General features: G+C 48.5%; 12 protein-coding genes, 2 tRNA genes and 2 rRNA genes (1 of these 16 cut by a window edge). 7 read left to right on the forward strand and 9 right to left on the reverse strand.

Translation table 11 applies throughout. From position 1 onward, the window contains the following. Positions 1–134: 134 nt before the first annotated feature. Positions 135–2,027: an ATP-dependent zinc metalloprotease FtsH2 gene (gene ftsH2, locus S7335_RS05750; RefSeq protein WP_006456705.1), complete on the reverse strand. Its 1,893-nt coding sequence runs from the start codon at positions 2,025–2,027 to the stop codon at positions 135–137. A gap of 226 nt (positions 2,028–2,253) precedes the next feature. Further along, complete coding sequence (gltX, locus tag S7335_RS05755; RefSeq protein WP_006453591.1) at positions 2,254–3,696, reverse strand: glutamate--tRNA ligase; 1,443 nt, start codon at positions 3,694–3,696, stop codon at positions 2,254–2,256. A gap of 276 nt (positions 3,697–3,972) precedes the next feature. Between gltX and S7335_RS05760 the strand changes: the two genes are divergently transcribed. After that, complete coding sequence (locus S7335_RS05760; RefSeq protein ID WP_083785047.1) at positions 3,973–5,718, forward strand: DUF3825 domain-containing protein; 1,746 nt, start codon at positions 3,973–3,975, stop codon at positions 5,716–5,718. A gap of 91 nt (positions 5,719–5,809) precedes the next feature. Here the strand turns inward: S7335_RS05760 and S7335_RS05765 are convergent, their stop codons facing one another. The 3 genes from S7335_RS05765 to S7335_RS28375 form a co-directional block, all read right to left on the reverse strand. Beyond that, positions 5,810–6,241, reverse strand: a complete 432-nt coding sequence (locus tag S7335_RS05765; RefSeq protein WP_006457523.1) for a 23S rRNA (pseudouridine(1915)-N(3))-methyltransferase RlmH — start codon at positions 6,239–6,241, stop codon at positions 5,810–5,812. Positions 6,242–6,250: 9 nt separating this feature from the next. Then, complete coding sequence (locus S7335_RS28370) at positions 6,251–6,928, reverse strand: amino acid ABC transporter permease (RefSeq protein WP_006456838.1); 678 nt, start codon at positions 6,926–6,928, stop codon at positions 6,251–6,253. Between the two features lie 64 nt (positions 6,929–6,992). Next, positions 6,993–7,781 (reverse strand): basic amino acid ABC transporter substrate-binding protein, encoded by a 789-nt coding sequence (locus S7335_RS28375; RefSeq protein ID WP_198011352.1) that lies wholly within the window; start codon positions 7,779–7,781, stop codon positions 6,993–6,995. A gap of 377 nt (positions 7,782–8,158) precedes the next feature. Between S7335_RS28375 and S7335_RS05780 the strand changes: the two genes are divergently transcribed. Both S7335_RS05780 and S7335_RS05785 read left to right on the forward strand, forming a co-directional pair. Next, positions 8,159–8,923, forward strand: coding sequence for an amino acid ABC transporter ATP-binding protein (locus S7335_RS05780; protein WP_038015722.1), 765 nt, complete (start codon positions 8,159–8,161; stop codon positions 8,921–8,923). Positions 8,924–9,331: 408 nt separating this feature from the next. Further along, complete coding sequence (locus tag S7335_RS05785) at positions 9,332–10,072, forward strand: phosphatase PAP2 family protein (RefSeq protein ID WP_006453739.1); 741 nt, start codon at positions 9,332–9,334, stop codon at positions 10,070–10,072. A gap of 43 nt (positions 10,073–10,115) precedes the next feature. On the opposite strand, the gene S7335_RS05790 is transcribed toward S7335_RS05785, so the two are convergent. The 4 genes from S7335_RS05790 to nadC all read right to left on the reverse strand — a co-directional run bounded on the left by S7335_RS05790 (position 10,116) and on the right by nadC (position 14,267). Next, on the reverse strand, positions 10,116–10,943 hold the full coding sequence (locus S7335_RS05790; RefSeq protein WP_006455530.1) for a DUF1206 domain-containing protein: 828 nt from the start codon (positions 10,941–10,943) through the stop codon (positions 10,116–10,118). A gap of 186 nt (positions 10,944–11,129) precedes the next feature. After that, positions 11,130–12,605 carry a hypothetical protein gene (locus tag S7335_RS05795; RefSeq protein WP_006454895.1) on the reverse strand — a complete coding sequence of 492 codons (1,476 nt, stop codon included), beginning with the start codon at positions 12,603–12,605 and terminating at the stop codon, positions 11,130–11,132. Positions 12,606–12,913: 308 nt separating this feature from the next. After that, complete coding sequence (locus S7335_RS05800) at positions 12,914–13,336, reverse strand: hypothetical protein (protein WP_006455550.1); 423 nt, start codon at positions 13,334–13,336, stop codon at positions 12,914–12,916. A gap of 76 nt (positions 13,337–13,412) precedes the next feature. Beyond that, positions 13,413–14,267, reverse strand: coding sequence for a carboxylating nicotinate-nucleotide diphosphorylase (nadC, locus tag S7335_RS05805; protein ID WP_038015725.1), 855 nt, complete (start codon positions 14,265–14,267; stop codon positions 13,413–13,415). 471 nt (positions 14,268–14,738) lie between these two features. Between nadC and S7335_RS05810 the strand changes: the two genes are divergently transcribed. The 4 genes from S7335_RS05810 to S7335_RS05825 form a co-directional block, all read left to right on the forward strand. Next, positions 14,739–16,228, forward strand: a 16S ribosomal RNA gene (locus S7335_RS05810). A 162-nt stretch (positions 16,229–16,390) separates the two neighbouring features. Next, positions 16,391–16,464 (forward strand) — tRNA-Ile (locus tag S7335_RS05815). Between the two features lie 18 nt (positions 16,465–16,482). After that, positions 16,483–16,558 (forward strand) — tRNA-Ala (locus tag S7335_RS05820). A gap of 349 nt (positions 16,559–16,907) precedes the next feature. Then, positions 16,908–18,152: ribosomal RNA gene (locus tag S7335_RS05825) — 23S ribosomal RNA — on the forward strand (it continues 1,641 nt past the right edge of the window). The 16S and 23S rRNA genes sit together here with 2 tRNA genes alongside, the layout of an rRNA operon.

The following is an 18,152-nucleotide window of genomic DNA, read 5'->3' on the forward strand; positions in this document are numbered from 1 at the left end:
AAAAAGTAGGGTAAGGTCCATCAAAAAGGGCTTACCACTTTGAACGGCAAGCCCTTTCCTATCTATTTAACGCTAGCAGAGAAGACCCCCTGCTAGATTAACCGAGTTACATCTTCCGTTCTACGGCCGAAGTTCTACAGCTGTGGAACAAACCGTTCTTTATCAGGCACGGTAGTATACTCACTGACGATCTGACGGAATTCATCACCATCGATGGATTCTTTCTCAATTAGCAAGTCAACTACCCGGTCAATCACATCACGGTTCTCGCGAACGATATTCACCGTATCTTCGTAGCACTTCTGAACGATCTCACGCACCGCAGCATCGATTCTAGCCGCAATTTCTTCAGAGTATTCAGAGCGACCGCCCCAGCTCCCGCCAAGGAAGACTTCACCCTGCTCACTTTCTAGCGCTAGCTGACCGAGGTCTTCTGACATACCGAACTTGGTTACCATTTGACGGGCCATGTTCGTCACCTGCTGCAGATCATTACCTGCACCTGTTGTGATTTCAGCATCTCCAAAGATGACCTCCTCAGCCGCACGTCCACCTAAAGCACCACAAATGCGAGCTTTGAGCTGACCGCGAGAAATCAGCATTTGATCCTCACTAGGCGTGAACCAGGTTAGACCTTGTGCCTGACCGCGAGGAATCAGAGTCACCTTTTGCACAGGATCGTGATCCTTGATTAGGGTACCAATAATGGCGTGACCAACTTCGTGGTAAGCAATCAGTCGCTTACTCTTACCGTCGGTGAGCGGCGTGCCTTCCATGCCAGCGATCACACGATCAATCGCATCGTCGATTTCTAGCATAGTGACCGCTTCTTTCCGACGACGAGCGGTAAGAATCGCAGCTTCGTTGAGGAGATTGGCGAGATCTGCGCCTGTGAATCCAGGGGTGCGGCGGGCGATCGCATCCAAAGAAAGGTCGTCAGACACCTTCTTATCACGTGCGTGCACTTCTAGCACTTCGCGGCGACCCTTGATATCTGGTGGATCCACCGATACCTGACGGTCAAAGCGGCCAGGACGCAATAGCGCCGAGTCGAGCACGTCAGCACGGTTAGTCGCGGCAATCACGATAATGCCAGTGTTGCCTTCAAAGCCGTCCATCTCGGTCAGCAGCTGGTTGAGCGTTTGCTCACGCTCGTCGTTACCGCCACCAATACCTGCACCACGAGAGCGACCAACTGCGTCAATCTCATCAATAAAGATGATACAAGGCGCGTTTTCTTTGGCTTTCTTGAACAGGTCACGAACGCGAGACGCACCCACACCCACAAACATCTCTACGAATTCTGAACCGGAGATAGAGAAAAAGGGAGTACCCGCTTCACCAGCGATCGCCTTCGCCAGCAAAGTCTTACCTGTACCTGGAGGACCTACTAGCAGCACACCTTTAGGAATCCGCGCACCAATTGCCGTAAATCGCTCTGGCTTTTTTAAGAAAGTGACAACTTCCTGTAGCTCTTCTTTCGCTTCTTCAATACCCGCCACATCATCAAACATGACGCCAGTATTCGCTTCCATCATGAAGCGAGCCTTGGATTTACCAAAGTTCATTGCCTGACCAGGACCACCCGCACCGCCGTTAGAGCGGCGAAATAGGAAGAACAGTCCACCAATCAGCAAAATAGGGAAAAGCAGATTGCCTAGAATCCCAATTAAAGCGCCATCATTACGAGGCTGGTGAGAATCCAAGCTGATATCAGATGCCCGCAGACGCTCAACTAGCTCAGGCGCGTTACCAGGTAAGTCCACTCGCCAACGCTGAACTCGATTATCGATCTGAGGATCAACGGCCTCAATAATAGCGGTCTGGCCGCCTTCATAAAAATCGACGGAAGTTACCCGACCCGCGTCTAAGTAATCTAAAAAGCGTCCATAGGTCATGCTAGTGCTAGCAGTGTTTCGACCTGAATCGACGGGATCTACGCTACTGAAAGAGCCCTGCCATAGGAAAAATCCAACGACTAAGAGGGGCATTGTCCACAGTAGGGCAGTTCTCCAAGAAAATTTCATAACTCGGTGGCCTCTGTTAAATAGATAGCTTGCAAAGGATGACTCGCAAAAATAAATCTGCTCATTATCAGATTGCTAAGCAATTACAAGTTTTATGAGACTTGTGTTTACTAAATTTAACGTAAATCCTCAGGTTCAAGCAATGAATATTCTGAAAATCCGCAGAATACTTTCTCTTTAGAGGCTCCTTAGAGCCCCCTTGAAAGGTCGTCTACAGAGCGTGATCTTACCCTCTTGCAATGGCTACAGCCGCTTCTAATCGCTGTAAATCGTATTCTTGCTGATGTAAGATTGTCCAAGACTCTACTAAATCAGGACCTTGCATGTCGCCCATCAGCGCCGCGCGCAGTGATTTCATCACCAGGCCCTTTTTTACGCCTAGCCCCTTTGCTACCTGATTGACAACCCCTTTTGCATCGGCAGGTTCTTGAATGGATGTTTCCTTTAGTGTCTCTATAGTTGCCTGCATAATCTTGGCGACACCTTCTGTTTGGAGCTGAGCGATCGCCTTCTCACTAAAGTCCATTATTGGCGTAGCAAAGAACCGACCTAGCTCCACACAATCCTTTAACCGGGTCAAACTAGGTCCAATCATTTCTGCTAGCAGCTTCAACCAGCCTGCGTCTGCATCAAAGCCATAACCAGCTTCTTCCCAATAGGGCATTAGCATCGGCAACAGGGTTTCAGGCGACTGCTCATGCAGATACTGACTATTAATCCAATCGAGCTTGTCCCAGTCGAATTTTGCGCCTGCTTTATTTACCCGATCAAAGCTAAATAGCTTTGCGGCTTCTTCTAAAGTAAATAGCTCCTGCGCATCGGGCGCAGACCAGCCTAGCAATGTCATGTAGTTTGCGAGTGCCTCAGTGGTAAATCCCAGCTTGCGAAAATCATCTACTGAAGTCACACCATCTCGCTTAGAAAGCTTCGCTCCCTGTTCATTCAAGATCAGTGGCGTATGCGCAAATTTGGGTACTTCAAAGCCGAGTGCTTCGTATAGCAAAATCTGCTTAGGCGTATTTCCTACATGATCTTCTCCGCGAATGACATGGGTGATTGCCATATCCGCATCGTCTACGACCACCACAAAGTTATACAGAGGTTGGCCTACATCCGAACCTGAAGATGCTCTAGCAATGACCATATCACCGCCTAAGTCACGCCCTTTCCAACTCACTGCGCCACGAACAAGATCGTTCCATGTGATCTCACGCTCATCGTCAATTTTGAAACGAATCACCGCCGGACGACCTGCCGCTTCAAAGTCTGATATCTGCTCTGGTGTTAGATTTCTATGCTGGTTGTTGTAACGAGGAGCTTCCTTACGCGCCTGCTGCGCCTCACGCATCGCGTTTAATTCTTCCGGCGTTTCATAAGCTCGGTAAGCTAGCCCTTTATCTAGAAGCGCCTGTACCTTTTTTCGATACATCTCTAATCGCTGCGACTGATAAAAAGGCCCTTCGTCCCAGTCCATTCCTAGCCATTTCAACCCTTCAATAATATTGTCGGTATACTCCGGCTTCGAGCGCTCCAGGTCGGTATCTTCAATCCTGAGTAAAAACTGGCCGCCTTGATTGCGAGCGAACAGCCAGTTGAAAACAGCGGTACGAGCAGTACCTATATGAAGATTACCGGTAGGGCTAGGAGCGATACGAACGCGAACTGACATATGAATTTGTTGAGGTGGCTCAATTAGGGAAATTATTGTTAGATCAGCACTTATTGTAGCGAGCTGTGGAGTTCAATCCGAGTTCAATTAATTTCAGCAGTCTGCGTAGGGTATGAGGCCTTCTTCACGCAAGGGGCATACCAATTTTTTGTGAATGTGTTAGCAATAAAGCAGTTACTGTTGCATTTTTTAACAGAGATAGCTGCAGACTGTATAGCTGCAAAATGTATTCTTCAGCCACCTCTAGCGCTATCGCCAGCCGACGACTTCCACTAGATGAGTTCTTTATTTGCGTCTCTTGTTCGATTTTTAAAACGTTTATTTCAATTAAGATCTTCTCCTAATCCGCCCACTGATCGTCAGTTGATGGACTATCAGTCGGTGCCACAGCGCCCCGTACAGAGACCCAACGGAGAAAGTGAGTCCCCTTCATCGGCTTCACCGCAGCTGAGGCGGCTGATTTATCGAGCGACGCGCTCTATGCCTAGACCTCGAATGCATGCTGGGCAGTTCGCTTCTTTGTTGAGACAGCATGACCGTTCCTTTTCGTACAAGAAGTACAACTTCACTAAGCTGATCTATCTATTGGAGGCTGTGCCTGATCTCGTTATCTTGGATCGAGTAGAAAAGCCACAGGCTGCACCTGCCTACTATGTGCGGTCGGTTGTCGACATGGAGGCGGTGATTTTGGATGCGATCGCCCCCTATTTAGGATCAGACTGGGTCCATATAGATAGCCTTAAACAGTCAGTTTTCGAGAAGAACCCTGAATTTTCTCTACAAACATATGGCTTTACAGACTTTAAGACCTTTCTGCAAAGCGACTCAGCGCTAGTCGAATTCAAGCTAGAAGATACAGACTATTTACGTACGGTTCCCCTCTCAAAGCGAAATGGCTTAGGGGCTAATCGCTCAGGAGATAGCCAGCCAGGGGCCAGCCAGCTAAAACTAGTACCCTCTAGACGCAGGCCTGTTCGTCCTGCTATTAGGCCAAACAGTCGGCCTCAGCGCCAGAAGATAATTCATCTTTCGCCCTTTGCAGGCTTCTCGCCGGCTGTGCTAAATCAAAAAGTGAGTGAGCTAGCGGCGATCGCCCTGCCTGAAGATTGGTACTTCGGTGCTCATCCGCCAGACGACTTTGCCTACCCCATCCTAAAGAGCTATTTGCGCTATACCTTTATTCGCTTGCAGCATGAACGTAAAGTCATCGATAGCCCTAATCGCGAGTTCAAAGCCTTTAACACCGGCTTACTAGATCGCCTTCTGCGTCCTATCTACGCGCTACTAAGCCCATATCCTACCAACGCCCAAGTCTGGGATCTGACGTTTTGTATTCCTGGTGAAGGCCCCGCTGGCAAAAAACTCGTTGCCCATTTTAACCATCTCCCTGCCGCTGCCAACTATCTCAAAGATCCCTCCAAAGTCTTCTACCATCTCTCTGCGGGTCCTCCAAGAGTCGACTGGCCCCATATCATTAAAGACAATATGGAGCGCCTTCCCTATACTTTTATCGTTAAGTATGCACCCGCTAATTTCACCCCGCTTGATACAACAGATCTCGATAGCGCCCAGTTTCACGCATACAAAAAGGCCTTTGCCGATGCATTAGATGCTGATCCTATTGCCTACCGAAGTTTGGTCAACTGCCTTTCTGAGGCGCTTAGCCGTACCCTAGTCAAAACTCAAGTCAACTACAAAACGGCTGTTCCAACTTACTATCCCACTCTTAATAGCATTGATCTACTGCTGCCTATCTGTCTAACTGAAGAAGGCATCGCCGATTGTGCCATGGTTGCCCGTCAGTCCGATTCAGGGGCCTATATCGGCCATACTATTTTGACTTTGCGCCAGGCTTACAACAATGCCCGTCTCATCTGCAAGCTTGACGAACATTGGCTCAGCCGTGCGATGGCGATTAGTCAGGAAAGCTTTGAAGATGAAGAAGATGATTCGGAAGAATTTGAATCAGATGAAGAGGACGCTTCTAGTGAGCCGGGTTTGATAAACGGCGCGAGCATCTAGTCGGTGCGATCATCTAACCTCTGATGCAGAGATTGCTATTCAAGTTAGTTCGTGTCTACTTGTCTTGTTACTGTTCTTATAAAGTGATCGCCTACTTGTGATAGCTGCCGTTGTTTAATATTGTCTTCGCTCTGTATAGCTGTTCTAATAGCACAAGTCTGGCTATCTCATGGGGGAATGTCATAGCAGAAAGGCTGATAGATTGGTGACTTCTGAGGCGATCGCCGATCCCCTCTGGCCCTCCGATAAATAGCACTAGCGTGCCAAAGGCTTCCCTTCCTAACCAATTGGCGAACGCTATAGAGTCATACGCTTTGCCATACTCTGCCATCACTACTAGCCGATCTTGAGCGCTGATCAGACTGAGGAGTTTGTCAGCTTCGTTCTCCTTGTTACTGTCCTTAATTTCTACCATCTCGATTTCCGGTAGGCGCTTGGCGTATAAAGCAATGCCTTCTTTAAGCCAAGATTTTTTTACTTTACCTACGGCAATAATCTTGACCTTAGGGAAACTCTGAGCCATAGGACTTGCTTACGTTTGCTTAGGATCTAGCCTACGCTCTAGCAGCGAAAAAGCCTGCGAAGCAATCACGTTGAGAGCTAGATAGATGAGCGCCACGGCGAAGAATATCTCGAATGAGCGAAAGTTTCTAGCCACGATTAGCTGTCCCTGTCGAAACAGCTCTTGATAGCCAATGACTGCTACTAGGCTGGTGTCTTTGAGTAGCGTAATAAATTCATTTCCCAAAGGCGGGACCATCCGGCGCAGAGCCTGTGGAAACACCACATATTGCATGGTCTGGGACGAATCTAACCCTAAAGACTCAGCCGCTTCCTTCTGGCCGACTTCAATCGACTGAATGCCTGCTCTCACAATCTCGGCTAGATAAGCGGCTGAGTTCAAGCTCAATCCTAAGACCGCTGCGCCCCATTGATTGAACGTGAAGTCGAGACCGAAGGTTCTGACTAGAGCTGGGACTCCAAAATAGATCATAAATAGCTGTACTAGTAGCGGCGTACCCCGAAAAAAGTCGATGTACGCCCTAGCCAGTAGCCGTATTGGTCCAGCTTTTGACAGCCTAGCGATACCTAATGCAATTCCACCAATAGAACCGAACGCAACCGAGACCGCCGTCAACTGCAACGTAATCAGTGCGCCTTTGAGCAAGGCAGGGACTGCATCAAGAATAAAGCCTAGTGATGTTTCCAATAGAGAACTCCTGAAATGTGTGGGTGCTGGTGTTTGGGTTGTTTAGCCCTTGCTTTGGTTGCTTCTACAGCTCAGGTGGTTCAGCATCAAACCACTTTCTATAGATCTCAGCATAAGTCCCATCATCAATGAGTTCTGAAAGTGCCGTATTGACGGTCTCTACATCCTCAGATCCTTTAGGCATGGCAATTCCATAAAACTCTTCGGTCAAAAGCTCACCGACTACGGTGATGCCTGGAATATTACCAGTGGCGATCGCATCTAAAGTGGCTGGCGCGTCATTGACCACCGCATCTACATTGCCATTTGCTAGCTCCTGCAATGCTAGAGGCGCAGAATCAAACGTGCTGACTTCAGCCTCGGGAACCCCTGCTGCTGTCTCAGCGCCCGTAGTACCGATTTGAACCGCGATTCTTTTTCCTTCTAAATCATCTAAGGTATTGATTTCTGTATCGCCTTCTGCAACTGCGATCGCTAAACCTGCCTTGAAGTAAGGGTCTGAAAAATCGACCGTATCAGCTCGCTCTTCAGTGATTGTCATTCCGCTAATTGCCGCATCAATAGAAGCGCCCTGCAAAGCGGGAATCAGCCCATCAAAAGGCAAGCTTTCAAACTCAACAGTCTTTCCAGCTTTTTCGCCAATCGCCCGCATCAAATCAATATCGAACCCTTGTAACTCACCATCGTCGCCTACTGACTCAAAGGGAGGAAAGGCTGGTTCAGTTCCTACCGAGAAAACATCACCGCCATCACTGGCGTCTTCGCCACCACCGCCACCACAGGCGACCAGCAGCCCAGCCGTACAGATAGCTAGCACCGCCGACTTCAAAAAAGTAGATCGCGTTAAGTTCATCATTAAATCCCCTCACAGCCCTTAGCTGTTTGTAAATACCTATCAGACTTTACCTGTTCTTAAGCTACTAAACCTGGTGCCCTAGAGAGCAAATAGGTAATATTCTTTGTGAAAACAATTACCTTGCATTCGACACCAAGTATTCGACATTAAGCATCCGACATCAAGCGTTCGATATCAAAATCAAAGCGTCATTGGAGATGTCGCCGTTAGCTTTATGCTTAGTTTTTAAGAAAGCCCAGCATCCCAAAAGGTATCATTACTGTCTTTTTGATCTACTTACAGTACTTTTTGTTACCGCTGTATCCAAATGCCTGGTATTAGGGTGGTACTCTTTTGTCTAAGTTTCGTGTTGACTTTGTCAGTAAGGTTGTTTCATGACCGCATCTAATCCCGTCATAACTTGCGCTAATTTGCAAAAAAGCTTTGGCGACCTAGCTGTTTTACGTGGGATAGACTGTCAGATTCAACGCGGTGAAGTGGTGTCTATTATTGGCTCTTCCGGCTGTGGTAAAAGTACGTTGCTGCGCTGCTTCAACCGGCTTGAGTCTATTACTGGAGGTCAGCTAATTGTCAACAATATTGACTTATCGCTGCCAAAGCTCAGTCGGCGCGACTTGCTAGCCCTGCGCGCGAACGTGGGGATGGTGTTCCAGCAATTTAATCTATTTCCACACCTTTCTGTCTTGGAAAATCTATGTTTAGCGCCGCTCAAAGTTTTGGATCAGTCTAAAGCCGAAAGCCAGGAGACTGCCCGGTTCTTCTTAGATAAAGTTGGTCTAAGTGCAAAGGCAGAGGCCTATCCCGATCAGCTTTCCGGCGGGCAAAAGCAAAGAGTTGCGATCGCCCGGGCCCTTTGTATGAAGCCAGAGGTGATGCTGTTTGATGAACCGACTAGCGCTTTAGACCCTGAGCTAGTCGGTGAAGTGCTAGAAGTCATGCAGCAGCTTGCTAAAGAAGGGATGACCATGATTGTAGTCACCCATGAGATGCAGTTCGCCCGTGAAGTTGCGAGTCGAGTCGTCTTTCTCAACAAAGGTAAAGTGGAAGAAGAAGGCGATCCTCGTCAGGTGCTAACTAACCCCAGTAGCGAGCGGTTGCAGGCATTTTTGAGCCGAATGAATCTAGCACTAGCGTCATAGGCTTTAGCGCCAGTAGGTTTCTAGCCTCGTAATTTTTAGCCTTGAGGTTTTAGCCTCATAGTATTGATTGCAGCACTGCAGCTAGGTTTTTGCTAGGTTCTCCTAGCTATCACAGATAGCAGGCATCGCACAAAATACTTAATCGCACAGAAATTCCACAGAAAATACATAACCTGTCGCCTGACAGATGCTAGCTATGCGTCTGTGAGCACAAAGTAATGTGGACATAGAATGGGCAAACTATAGTAACCCGCATTTAGCCTGTACCATCAACAAGGGTCACTGCCCTTGATAGATAGAGCTAAGTGCCTTTCAAACTGCTATAGGCATAGCCTTGCTGAGTGTGCGCTCCGCAACTTGCCATACACGGACTGCTTTTGTCACATTTGCCGGATATGTCTACTTAAGATGATAAAGCCGAAGAATAAAACCGTTTTACCTACCGGAATTGTCGCGATTGCCCAGCGTTTCTGGAAAGAGAGCCATACACTTCCCCCATCCGCTTGGGCAAAGTGGTGGAAGACGCTAGCGATTGGGCTTGGCATTAGTGCGCTTATCGTCTACGGACTGACCCTAATCGCTATGGGGCAAGTTGACACTGGTTTGCAAACTTGGGATGAAAAATGGTTGTTGAAGATGCGCGACTATTCTCCGCTGTCTTTTTCAAAAGGGGTTACTTGGGAATCTCCTGGCAACTTGGTGGGCATGCTGCCCGTATTTTTTACCTTTACTGCCCTAACGGCCTGGTTTCGCAAGCCAATCGTAGCCGCAACTGTAGTAGCTACTTATATTGGTCAGTTTGCGTTGGTCTGGATTAGTTGGGGAACATGGAGCCGCGATCGCCCTGAGTTGATCGCTGAGGGCATCGCCGCGCCTAGCTTACACTCCTTTCCTTCCGGCCATGTTGTCGTCTCTGTGACGATGTATGGCCTGCTGTTCTATCTATGGTTTCGCTCATCGCGCAATCCTATAGAAAAAGCCATTTCTATACTCTTTGCCGTTGTCTGGATAGGGTTGATTTCTCTATCTAGGCTGGCACTAGGCGCACACTGGCCTAGCGATGTTCTAGCAGGCTGGTTCGTGGGACTGCTATGGCTGACTACTGTTATCATGGCTATGAACCGCGCGCTTGGAGCTGCAAAGCATTAGCCTCTTGGATGGTCTTCAAACCCAGAGTTGATCAACTTCAGGGTTAATCGATTGGTTCGATACTGCGATAGACCGCCTGAAATCCCATATGGACTGCGTAGGCTACAAAGCCAATCCCTAGAGTCGCTAATATCCATTCGTCTGTCGGATTATCATCAAACAGAGCTAACGCTTCTTCTGTCGTTTTAATCAGTGAAGGCTCGAACTGCCAGGCTGCGCCAACCGCATACGCGCCGATCAACACATAGACTATGCCTCGAGCGGCAATACCAAATCGACCCATGATAGAAGCCCATGTCTTGGCAGTATCGCTCATGTGATGCCGCTTGAAGCGTTTACGAAACTCGGCCTTGATTGCTCGGTAAAAGTAATAGCAGCCGATGCCAAAGAAGACTAAGCCGACTGCGCCAACTAGCAGTCGGCCTACAGGCCTAACCATAATCTCATACGCCCAATCCTCTAAGCTCCTTTTGGCTTCAGAAGGCTGTTCGCTCAAGATCTCTACAACGCTATAGGCGATACTGGCGTAAACCAGTCCACTACAGCCGTAGCCAATTCGCCGCACGATATCTGAAAAGCCTTTGCTACCGCTGTGTTCTGGGTCCCAACCCGCCTGAATCACGCGCCAGACAACATATCCCATCAAGCAAAATGTAATCAGGACGACCAGCAGCTTACCTAACGGTCGGATAGCAATCGCTTTCAGGATGCCTGTAGAGCCAGCAACCCCCCCATTTGTAAGATCGAAAGCCTCTGATAGTGCCAGTAGCCCTGTACCTCCGTAAATAATCCCTTTGGCGCCGTAGCCGAATCGCGCATATATAGAGATCCACTTGCTAACAAGATGCTCATTTATTTCTGCTTTTATCATTTAATATTTGTTGGCCTGAGATAAACCTATGTTTGGCCCTATGGCATAGTGCCCTAGAGCGTACGCCTATATAGCGACAGCAGTCATCATCCACTGGGCAGGTCTCACCCCAGTGCGCACTGTGCAGCATCTAGAACACTATCTAGCAACACTATCAAGAGAGGACTTCAGAAACTTCCGAGGGGTTCAGAAATCGTGCTCTAAGATAGCCATTCCACGGCGATATATCTCTTTGGCATAGTCAGTCCATCCGCCTTGACCCCAGTACCGAAAGCAGCTCGTTTGTAGCAACAGGTTATGAAGTAGCGCGTTGCGATAGCGAGGTTGCTTTCTCAGGATCTCAATCGGTTCACCTGTGGCAGCTATCTTCTGATGGAATTGATTGCTTAGCTCTTCCATTGGGGTCAATACGTCGCTATAGCCTTCGACCCAGCTTCTGTCGTTAGTCCACGACCCGCCACTCATATTGATGCCATCAGCAGCGTTCTGTAGTTGAGCGATCGCATCGCGTACCTTCTCCGGTGTCACCGTTCCCTCTACTTTCTCCCATAGCTTGGCCTGGCCAATTGCCTGACAGATTGGGAAATCCTCTTTGCCAACGCCTGCATCTGCTAGCAACTCTAGATACTCTGTTCCGTTAAAGGCTACCGTTCCTTGTCTGCTACCACCCATCTCGTGCCAAGCTCGCTTAAACGCACTTGGAAACTCGTTCATCATTACCCCACCATTCTCTCCGTCCGCAATTTGTGTCACCAAGGGAGGAATAGTCGCACTGCCTAACTGCTTCGGACTGAGTGTTTTCGCCTCATAGTATGGCTGCATCTGCCCGACTAGCTTCGTATCCGACCCCTGTGTCTTGATGAGTACAATGATCTCGGCCACTTCGCCCGATAGCCCTCGCGCCACTAACCTATGAGGCAGATGGGTTTCTTGAATTCCCTCTCCGGTCAATGTTTCAATCGTGTGCTCTTGCACCATCATCCATTGATAGCCGCAGTCTTTTAGGGCCTTTACTAGCACATACAGTGTCTCAGGGTGATTTGGCAGCTGCATCTCTGGTAGGGAAAATCCCCTTACCCTTTTCAAAGCTTCTTTGCCGAATATCGCAGCGAAATGGTGCTGCCAAGCTCGGATGTGCAGCTCAATATCTGGTAGAGGAGTTGAACCTGCTACACCATGCCCCCAAAAGGTACCAAGCCACTCTACATACGGTTGATACTGCTGCTTACAGGTCACCTGCTTTAGCTTATCGATGATGTCAGCGCGACCCATCTGCTGTATTCCCCATAGCAAAGTTCCTGAGTAGTCCAGCATCACTCTAGGATTGCATCCCTGCTCTACTAGTTCAGGGATGAAGTCGCCAATCCGGCTGTAGCAATAAGCAAAGGGTCCTGCGTTGTGATTATCCCCATCGTGAGGATGCTCAAACATATGCTGCAAATTGCCGATCAGCTCACCCTGCTGACCTGCTGGGATCGTCGGCTGATGCATGTGTAAAGCAACCGCAAACCCAGCAGAGATCTCCGATAGCCGTAGGTTGCTTTGAGGTAAGAAAACTGGGTTGGATTGGTTAGTGACTAGTTCGAGCTTGTCTTCTTGACCACATAGATCAGGAAGTCCTTCTATGAGTCCTGGCAGTTCGTGAGAAATAGCTGAGGCCATTGGCTTTGCCTTGTTTTTGGTGTGAATCTCTGTTCTATAGCTTTCGCCACTTGACTCTACACATTTTCTAGAGCTGAAACCCTTGATGCATAGAGAGCTAGGCGGTCAGCAGTGACCGTAGGCTTTGCCTTCTCGTAGAGTATGCATCCGGCCAATGCTATAAATTGTAGTGGCCAGCTTCTAGTAAGTTTGGCACTTTTAGCCGTTAAAGACATACGCCATTAAAGACGTACGTAGACAAGTAGACAAAGGCTGAGACTCTACACTACCTGTCTCGGTCAGCTCATTTTAGAGCTGCCTTCATACTTTCATAATTGAGTCACTTCAGAGCTAATTGCTGTGAGATCAACTGCTAGCTCGTCTTTTAGCCAATTGAGAATTTGCAGACGCTCACTTTCTGTTAGATAGAAATATCCAGACTCTCTGTTTCTCTGATGAATGTCTTCCATGTCCCAACGCGTGAGTAGTTCGGCTGTTAGGCCTATATCGCAAAGAATGTCATCTTTCCCAATTTGATCTAGATTGCCATAGCGATAGCGGCTAATCTGCTTGCCCAGTCGATTCAGCGTATAGGTATCAATATTTTCGAGTCTGTCTCTACGATCTATAGCAATTGACTCTCCTGCAACCATCTTGGCGTAGTCACTGTCTAGCATGTCAATTTGGATGACGCTGGGCTGACTGTTGCTCCGCTGACTAAGGGACTGATGACTACGGGATTGATTGCACATAGACATTACTTTATAAGTGACATTGGCCTTAGCCTAGTCCAAGAGTTCGGCTGCCTTAAAGACTCCGTTTTGTAAATTAACTTTGCTTCATCCGCATACTCAAATCAAGCCAGGGTGATCGCGTAATTGGGGCGCTGCTAGAGATGTAATCTACCCCTGTTTCCGCTACCGCTCGGATGGTATCTAGTGTGATATTACCAGACGCTTCGATCTTGATACGCTTGTTCGCGGCTCGAATCGCCTCTACCGCCTCGTACATAGTTTCTAAGGGCATATTGTCGAGCATGATGATATCAGCCTGGTGGGCGATCGCTTCTTTCACCTGTTCCAAGCTCTCAGTCTCTACCTCTATTGTAATTGGGTAAGGAATTCGCGCTCTGATGTGCTTGATGGCTCTACCGATCCCCCCGGCTACCGCAATATGGTTGTCCTTAATCATCACACCATCATCCAAGCCCATCCGATGATTCTGCGCTCCACCTACATAAGCGGCGTACTTTTCAAGTAGCCTCATTCCAGGTGTTGTTTTTCTAGTATCGACTAGCTGCGTAGGAAGATCTGTGATGACCTCAGCATACTGTCTAGTTGTCGTCGCAATCCCACTTAGACTCATCGCTAGGTTGAGAGCAACACGCTCTCCAGTCAGTAGCGTAGAAAGCTGGCAGTCGATGTTTGCGATCACGGTGTCTTTTTGGATGTAGTCACCATCAGCCGCTTGAGCTTGAAACACCACATCGTTATCTAACAAAGAAAACACGCGCTCCGCAATTGGTAAGCCAGCAATCACACCATCTTCTTTAGCAACCCAATAAGCCTTTCCCTTAGCTCTAGCAAGCTCAGCTAACCCATCAGTCGTTTTATCCCCTCTCCCAATATCCTCTCTTAGCCAATGCGTTAGCAGCTCATCCAAAACTATCCAACTTGGCAACATACCTTCTACCCGAAATAAAGACTGCAAACAAACCTCAGCATAAAGCTAGATCAGCTATAGCCTTTACGTGTAGGAGGATATCAACGTTTCTAAAGCAAAAGTGCATCGAAGAAAAATAGCCAAATTACACAAAAAAATGTTCGAGCGAACCAAAAAAAGGGCTGAAACCCTCAAATGGAGAGGTTTCAGCCCTTTCAAAGTTATTTTTGAAAAAGGTGTTGACACTCGTTGTATTAGAGCGTTATATTCATTAGGCGCTGAAGGGAGGAAGCGACGCGAGAGCGGCGCCCTGGAGGCGATAAGTAGCACCTAGAAAAGAGAATAGTTTAGAGAATTATGAATTAACGAGACCCTCGTTAAAGAAGTAAATTGTTTTCGAGGATAGCATAGTTATTTTCGAAATGCAATGTAAGGATAGCTAGTAAATAGCTTGAGTTTGAGACAAACTGAGTTCTTTTAGAGAATTCACCTAAAATGGAGAGTTTGATCCTGGCTCAGGATGAACGCTGGCGGCGTGCTTAACACATGCAAGTCGAACGGACCTTTTCGGAGGTTAGTGGCGGACGGGTGAGTAACGCGTGAGGATCTGCCTATAGGATGGGGACAACAGGGAGAAATTCCTGCTAACACCCGATGTGCCGAGAGGTGAAATATTAATAGCCTGTAGATGAGCTCGCGTCTGATTAGCTAGTTGGTGGGGTAAAGGCTTACCAAGGCGACGATCAGTAGCTGGTCTGAGAGGACGATCAGCCACACTGGGACTGAGACACGGCCCAGACTCCTACGGGAGGCAGCAGTGGGGAATTTTCCGCAATGGGCGCAAGCCTGACGGAGCAACGCCGCGTGAGGGAGGAAGGCCTGTGGGTTGTAAACCTCTTTTCTCAGGGAAGAAGATTCTGACGGTACCTGAGGAATCAGCATCGGCTAACTCCGTGCCAGCAGCCGCGGTAAGACGGAGGATGCAAGCGTTATCCGGAATTATTGGGCGTAAAGCGTCCGTAGGCGGTTTAGAAAGTCAGTTGTTAAAGCCCACAGCTCAACTGTGGATGGGCAATTGAAACTACTAGACTAGAGAGTGGTAGGGGTAGAGGGAATTCCTAGTGTAGCGGTGAAATGCGTAGATATTAGGAAGAACACCAGTGGCGAAGGCGCTCTACTGGGCCATTACTGACGCTGATGGACGAAAGCTAGGGGAGCGAAAGGGATTAGATACCCCTGTAGTCCTAGCTGTAAACGATGGACACTAGGTGTTGCGCGTATCGACCCGTGCAGTATCGAAGCAAACGCGTTAAGTGTCCCGCCTGGGGAGTACGCACGCAAGTGTGAAACTCAAAGGAATTGACGGGGGCCCGCACAAGCGGTGGAGTATGTGGTTTAATTCGATGCAACGCGAAGAACCTTACCAGGGATTGACATCCTACGAAGACTTTTGAAAGAGAGTTGTGCCTTCGGGAACGTAGAGACAGGTGGTGCATGGCTGTCGTCAGCTCGTGTCGTGAGATGTTGGGTTAAGTCCCGCAACGAGCGCAACCCTCGTCCTTAGTTGCCATCATTAAGTTGGGCACTTTAAGGAGACTGCCGGTGACAAACCGGAGGAAGGTGGGGATGACGTCAAGTCATCATGCCCCTTACATCCTGGGCTACACACGTACTACAATGCAACGGACAAAGGGCAGCCAACTAGCGATAGTGAGCTAATCCCATAAACCGTTGCTCAGTTCAGATTGCAGGCTGCAACTCGCCTGCATGAAGGCGGAATCGCTAGTAATCGCAGGTCAGCATACTGCGGTGAATACGTTCCCGGGCCTTGTACACACCGCCCGTCACACCATGGAAGTTGGCCACGCCCGAAGTCGTTACCCCAACCCTTGTGGAGGGGGACGCCGAAGGCAGGGCTGATGACTGGGGTGAAGTCGTAACAAGGTAGCCGTACCGGAAGGTGTGGCTGGATCACCTCCTTAGAGGGAGACCTACTAGACAAGTGCTTGAAAGCAAATAGCGAATAGAGCGTTGTTGTAGTCACCTAAGGTCGTTGAGGGTTTTGTTGGTTCGAGCAGTTAAGTCTGCGAATTCTCTAAGCTATTTGGGTGTTGCGATAGAAGCGTAAAGACCCCGAGAAGTAAGGGCTATTAGCTCAGGTGGTTAGAGCGCACCCCTGATAAGGGTGAGGTCCCTGGTTCGAGTCCAGGATGGCCCACTTTCATAGTTAATATATGGGGGTATAGCTCAGCTGGTAGAGCGCCTGCTTTGCAAGCAGGATGTCAGCGGTTCGAGTCCGCTTACCTCCACCAAAGCATTGAGTGAACTAAACGAAGGGTTTGGGATAGATTGAATAGGTCGAGTAAAAATCAGCATCTAGAGATGTTCCTGAGTAGGGAAAGACATCATAGAGTGCTGGTCTTTAGAGACTAGCGAGAACCTTGACAACTGCATAGAAAGCAATAAGAAAGCAAAGGTAGTTCGAGTGTCTAGCAGAAGACATTTGAAAGAAACAAAAAGCCCGATTGTTTTCGATAAACTGAAGCGCGATTGAAGTGAAAGAGAAGCGAGATGAAAGTCAAGCTATCTTCTTCCTGAGATTAGTTGTGAAGTAGTGAATTGGAAACAATCTAGCGAAATGATCTTTATATATCCAAAGAAGGTCAAGCTACAAAGGGCTCACGGTGGATACCTAGGCACACAGAGGCGAAGAAGGACGTGGTTACCGACGATACGCTTTGGGGAGCCGGAAGCAGGCATTGATCCAGAGATTTCCGAATGGGGCAACCCTAGAAACAACTTACTGAATCTATAGGTAAGTATGAGCGAACGCAGTGAACTGAAACATCTAAGTAGCTGTAGGAAGAGAAAGAAAACTCGATTCCCTTAGTAGCGGCGAGCGAAGCGGGAAGAGCCCAAACCACCGGTTTTTACTGGTGGGGTTGTGGGAGCGCGATATGGAATCTAGCGAGTAGACGAATCACTTAAGAGGTGAACCGTAGAGGGTGAGAGTCCCGTAGTTGAAACTTTAAGGATACTAGCGTTATCCCGAGTAGGCCGGAACACGAGAAATTCCGGTTGAATCCACGAGGACCACCTCGTAAGGCTAAATACTCCTGTGTGACCGATAGTGAAGAGTACCGCGAGGGAAAGGTGAAAAGAACCCCGGGAGGGGAGTGAAATAGAACATGAAACCGTGAGCTTACAAGCAATTAGAGCACGATTAAACGTGTGATAGTGTGCCTGTTGAAGAATGAGCCGGCGACTTATAGGGTCTGGCAGGTTAAGGAGAATATATCCGAAGCCAAAGGGAAACCGAGTCTTAATAGGGCGAGTCGTCAGATTTTATAGACCCGAACCCAGGTGATCTAACCATGTCCAGGATGAAGCTTAGGTAACACTAAGTGGAGGTCCGAACCGACTTCTGTTGAAAAAGGAGCGGATGAGGTGTGGTTAGGGGTGAAATGCCAATCGAACCTGGAGCTAGCTGGTTCTCCTCGAAATGTGTTTAGGCGCAGCGGTCATGATTATAGTCGGGGGGTAAAGCACTGATTCGGTGCGGGCTGCGAGAGCGGTACCAAATCGAGTCAAACTCAGAATACCCGATGAACACATGGCCAGTAAGACGGTGGGGGATAAGCTTCATCGTCAAGAGGGAAACAGCCCAGACCACCAGCTAAGGTCCCCAAGTCAATACTAAGTGGCAAAGGAGGTGGGAATGCAGAGACAACCAGGAGGTTTGCCTAGAAGCAGCCATCCTTGAAAGAGTGCGTAATAGCTCACTGGTCAAGCGTTCCTGCGCCGAAAATGAATGGGACTAAGTATTGCACCGAAGCTGTGGGCTTGTATTTATACAAGCGGTAGAGGAGCGTTCTGTGGTAGTGCGAAGCATTAGCGAGAGCAGGT

Source organism: Synechococcus sp. PCC 7335 (assembly GCF_000155595.1).
Taxonomy (GTDB): domain Bacteria; phylum Cyanobacteriota; class Cyanobacteriia; order Phormidesmidales; family Phormidesmidaceae; genus Phormidesmis.